Raw genomic sequence first — 4,843 nt, 5'->3', positions numbered from 1 at the left:
TTACTATGGGACTTCCGGATCTGTCAAACTATGCGTGCCTCCCCGGCAAAGCCGGGGGGTCTCCCTTTTGGACTAGAGGTGGTAAAATCTTAGGATTCCAATGTCAATACCAATAAGGCTTTAGCTTTTTTCCAATGCCTTCTGATAGTGCGCTCACTTACATGATATATTTGTGCTAATTCTGCCTCTGTAAATCCGGCAAAAAAACGCAATTCCACCAATTCGGTTAGTTTTTCATCGATTTTTCTGAGTTTCTCCAGCACCTCGTTGATCGCCAGTAGCGTATCAAGACTATGGCTGGTATACATATCAGGCTCGTATAATTCTTGTGTATAAGCAACCCGGACCACATCTCCACCGCGCTTCTGAGTCTGCTTTTGCTCAGCATAATTGATCAGGACATGTCTCATAGCCTTAGCACATAGACAAAAGAAATGTTGCTTATTGCTCACACGGATATGCGGGTAACTCTCGTTTAGCTTAAGGTAGGTTTCGTGTAATAAAGCAGTCGTCTGCATGGTCTCGATGGACCAGGCTTTTTTCAATTGACTGTGAGCTAAACACTTCAATTCTTGGTAAAAGGTAGGAAAAAGATACGCTAAATTATTCTCTGAATCTTCCAAATATTTTTTTTCAGATTCCAGCAAGCTATCGGTAATAACAGTGTCGCCCATTTTAAGTCTCCTGGTGGTTCATGTGGCTAATTCTGTGAAGGTTGCTTTATATGCCCTACCGAACCAGGATCTGGCTGGTAGGATTTTTTCGGTTAAATGGTTGCACTTTCAGCGTTATGCGCCTTGATACAGTGTTCCATCTCAGAATTCAGCTCTGAAACATTGATGAATACTCTTCTGTGTAGCGTTTTGCACTCCAGTCGAACAAACTATCCTTCTGCCCCATTCAACCAAAATGCACGGAAAGGATAAAGTGGACATAGATACGTGAACGTAGTTCAACCCTATAACAAATCTATTTTGTTTTATATGCACAAAATTATCCTAAAATTATAATACTTGCAACCTTATCAAAGCACTCAGGGTTACTACTGACCCTGAATATTTTTATTCGATATGGGCGTAAACGACGGATTTCCATATCTACCGAGCCTGCCATATCGTCACCGCTGTATATTTCTCTATTCTTACAATCCTCCAATGCATTGCTTCTTCTGATATACGCTTTGTTGTCAAAAACAAAACTTGATCTACAATGCCCATATCGATAACTGTTAGCCATTCACTGCGGCCATACTCCTGCACCCCTTCAATGCTCTTATCTTCAAAGCGACTTCGCAATCGATAAACAGTCTTCGATGATGTCCTCTGCGCCGTGCCCCTCTCTGTAGGGGGTTATTCCTTCTCTGAGGTAAAGAAAAATATTCATTCGCATAATCTGCTCATATGACAGAATCACTGATCGGCACCATTTGATAAAATGGCCATGTCATTGTTAAAATTTGGAGAAGTTTAGTGCACGTAGAGAAATCACACTATACGCGCCTCTCTCTACCAGCTACATAAATTTTCGCATAGACTGTTAGCCCGCACAGAGGTTCTTGTACCAGGTAAAACCAACCGCGTAAAGACAGGTCTGCAGTTTGCCCCCGCACACCCTTGCACATATAGGTCTACATAAGGCAGTTTATGAAAGAACGTCGCTCGGAGCAGTGAAGTGTCACCTGGATATCCCTTACCGAACAAGTCCTGGATGCCAAGGGAATGGCAAACGTCTTAGTCAACCGACGGGGAGTTGAATTCAATGTCGCCTAAAGCTTCGCCCTGATTGAATTTCTTGCAAAAAGGGATTACGGTAGGTCTGCTACTATAGTCCCCAGCTGTTTCACTGGCGCAGTCAAAGAATAATAAACAAAAAAATACCGCAACGATCGATACTCAACCTACGAAGCGCCCTGTACCGGCAGCACTTGCGGACATCATCACAAAAACGAAACAAGGATTACACTATAATCGTGTAAGCAAGGCATAAGCGCCAACCCCCGGTGCAGCAACACTGAGCAATAGCTAACCTCAATAGATAACACGATATCTAGCGAGGCTGTCTAGAATAATACGTCATACGCTCGTTCGTCTTCATTAAACTTCTCCCTGAAGGCGAGTTTTCCGGATTACTCCTGCCCCATGGCAAACGCATTCAATTAGCCTGTTTTATGATCGCTTGATCGGCAGTCAGCACTTTCCATAAATAATCACGATCCCACTCTGCGCGTTTTCTTCGGCTCTCGATACCTCGTTTATGGGTAGCCTCCTGTTTCAATAAATTTAAAGCAATACGTCGAATAAGCTCGATATTCTCTGCCGAAAAACCCACTCTCATTCTGTTCGCATCCTCCCTAAAAGCCACATCCAGGGACCAGTGTAAATTAATTTCAATATCCCAATGCTTGCGAGCCGAGTGCATGAAATTATCGATATCGTCATAGGCTAAACTTGTGATGAAATATCTGACCGACTCCGTTGTTTTATGATTCTCCGTGCGTTTGACAATGAGCCGCCCAATGCTTCTCAAGCCTGGCCAGCGATGCTCAAATTCAGGGCAGTCCCTAAGCCTAATCAAACTATATTTTCGTGTCTCCATTCGACTGCGACCACGTACTTTTTCTATCTTATGCCGGTTGTAGATCTTTTTATATTGGATACTGTCCCCGTGAGCAAAGAGCGCCTTGATTTCTTTTTCCAAGCTACCCTGGTTGCCTTTGACATTGACTACATAGTCAGCATGCTGATTGATAATTTGTTGTTGAATCTTGGTCTGACAGCCCATGGCATCCAATGTGACGATACTGCCCTCAATATCAATTTTTCCTAATAATTTAGGAACAGCTGTCATTTCATTGGATTTTTCTTCTGTTTTGACTTGGTCTAGCATGATCCTATGCGAAGAGGCCCACGCAGCAACGGTATGAATCGGCTTGACTTTCTTGGTTTGGCAGCCTGAACCACGGCTCGTTTTACCATCAATCGCAATGACCTTTTTTAAAGGTCCATCTTGAGATAAGTCCAAAGAATTAATCCAGTTTCTAAAGCATTCCTCAAAGAAAGTAGGGTTTATTTTTGCGAATCCTCTTTCGAAGGTGTTATGGGATGATATATCATTTTTTAGATCCAAAAAGCTTTGTAACCATTCCAGATTGGCTTCGGCAAACTCACAAACTTCAACCATAGTGTTGGCGCCGCATATGGTCCCTTAAATAGATAGAGCAACAATGTCGATTAGGCTGTGTTTGAGGTGATGATTCTGCTGCCGTGGGTCTTCCAGGTTTTCAAAGTGGACAAAAAAGGTTTCTTCAAGGGACATAAGGTACTCGTTTCTAAAGGGTCAACGAGTATCTTATTGGATTAGTTGTCCTGAGAATATTTCAACGTTAGAAAGCATGCGGCCTGTGGGTGCGTTTGCCATGACTCCTGCCCCCAGTGACGGAGTGTACTGTGACGATGCGCGATGATTAGTGTGGCCTTTTACTTCAGCCGCGCACCACCCTGGCTACGCACCCTGCAAATTTCCCTTTTTTTCTCACAAGAAACGTGCCTGTAGTGAGAGGAACCGCACAAAGCACGGCGCTTTTTCTGCACATTTCCGCCCCAGGCGACTCAAGGAGCCTATAAAGCTCCCTATATTACACTGTTAATCGTTTCAGCCAGTGGCCCTGGGGGGTTATTTTACCTTCACGCTGATCACCATCAGAGAGAACACGGTAGATCTGCATATTGCGCCCGACAGGGTAAAACAGGTGATGCGGACCATGCGTTTCCTGCAACGATTGTACGAAGCCTGCGCTCTGGATAAAAATGGTACACTAGGACCTGCTCACACTAAATCCTGTATAATCCCTGCATGGAAATTACAGCGTAACAATACAAAATTATCGAAGATTTTTTGCCTCTCCAGCACGGCTGCGCGAAAATATCTAACTTACAAGTGCTGAACACTATTCTTTACATAGCCGAGCATAGCTGCAAATGGCGAGGCCTGCCGAAGAAATTCGACCGCTGGCACAGCGTCTACATGCGGGCGAATCGTTGGGCCAAGCAAGGTGTACTGGATAGGGTCTTTCTGGCCCTCCAGGAAAATAATGTGATCAATATCCAGGTCGATCATATCTCTCTTGATTCTACGGCTGTTAAAGTTCATCCAGACGGCACTGGCGCGTTAAAAAAACGGTCCTCAATCTATCGGCAAATCACGAGCAGGCTGGACCACCAAGATTCATATGGTTGCAGCCCGCCACAATCGCGTCGTAGTATTTCCCTGTCTTCGGAACAGGCTGGAGACGCTCCGGAGGGCCGAAATCTTCTGAAAAGCCTTGAAAATTGCGCTTGGTTCGGTGTCGTATTGTACCGAACCAAGCGCTCGAAAGGCTGCCCGTCGAGAGAAGGAATGCTACACATGCTTTTCAAGCTGGGAATGTGTGCAGAAGAAAAGTGGAGAAAGCTCCGGGGCTTTGACTATCTTGCCAAGGTCATCACCGGAGTGAAAATCAAGGATGGAGAGGAGGTGACAACAGCCGGTCAGAGCGCTGCTTAATCAGGCTTATTGAACACCAGAATTGACAATAACTCTCAGAACCTCTGAGTTCGCAAAAGAACCCTCTATCTACCCTGAGCAGATTTACCATTGGCGGCGACAGTACAAAAGGCTACCTGATAAACAGTGCATTAGCCTGGACTGGATAAACTTTTGCTTGGTAGAAAGTGAACCAACCCACAAACTGAAGCGTTAGGTTTCTGATCTTAAAGAAACGAATATATTTCCTAGATTCAACTTGTAAGTGCATATCTCAATGGAGCTAGAAAAAGCGGCCAGTTGCCCGTAGGCTTCTCGCTTT

2 protein-coding genes and 2 pseudogenes are annotated in these 4,843 nt (G+C 44.6%); 2 read left to right on the top strand and 2 right to left on the bottom strand.

The window, feature by feature from the left end:
* Positions 1 to 89: 89 nt before the first annotated feature.
* Both Q1A48_RS20565 and Q1A48_RS20560 read right to left on the bottom strand, forming a co-directional pair.
* On the bottom strand, positions 90 to 674 hold the full coding sequence (locus Q1A48_RS20565) for an ECF-type sigma factor (RefSeq protein WP_299948620.1): 585 nt from the start codon (positions 672 to 674) through the stop codon (positions 90 to 92).
* Between the two features lie 1,477 nt (positions 675 to 2,151).
* Positions 2,152 to 3,198: an ISAs1 family transposase gene (locus Q1A48_RS20560; protein ID WP_299948622.1), complete on the bottom strand. Its 1,047-nt coding sequence runs from the start codon at positions 3,196 to 3,198 to the stop codon at positions 2,152 to 2,154.
* A 681-nt stretch (positions 3,199 to 3,879) separates the two neighbouring features.
* Between Q1A48_RS20560 and Q1A48_RS20555 the strand changes: the two are divergent.
* Positions 3,880 to 4,323 (top strand): annotated as a pseudogene (locus tag Q1A48_RS20555) (transposase); the annotation flags it as partial.
* 30 nt (positions 4,324 to 4,353) lie between these two features.
* Positions 4,354 to 4,542, top strand: a pseudogene (locus tag Q1A48_RS20550) (IS256 family transposase); the annotation flags it as partial.
* Between the last annotated feature and the right edge of the window lie 301 nt (positions 4,543 to 4,843).

Source organism: uncultured Microbulbifer sp., from assembly GCF_947489355.1.
In the GTDB taxonomy this organism is placed as follows: domain Bacteria; phylum Pseudomonadota; class Gammaproteobacteria; order Pseudomonadales; family Cellvibrionaceae; genus Microbulbifer.
This window is presented reverse-complemented; position numbering and strand designations above follow the sequence as displayed.

Bases quoted from the DNA above. Each gene is read 5' to 3' on its own strand.
- Q1A48_RS20565 (WP_299948620.1), bottom strand. From the start codon at position 674: ATGGGCGACACTGTTATTACCGATAGCTTGCTGGAATCTGAAAAAAAA.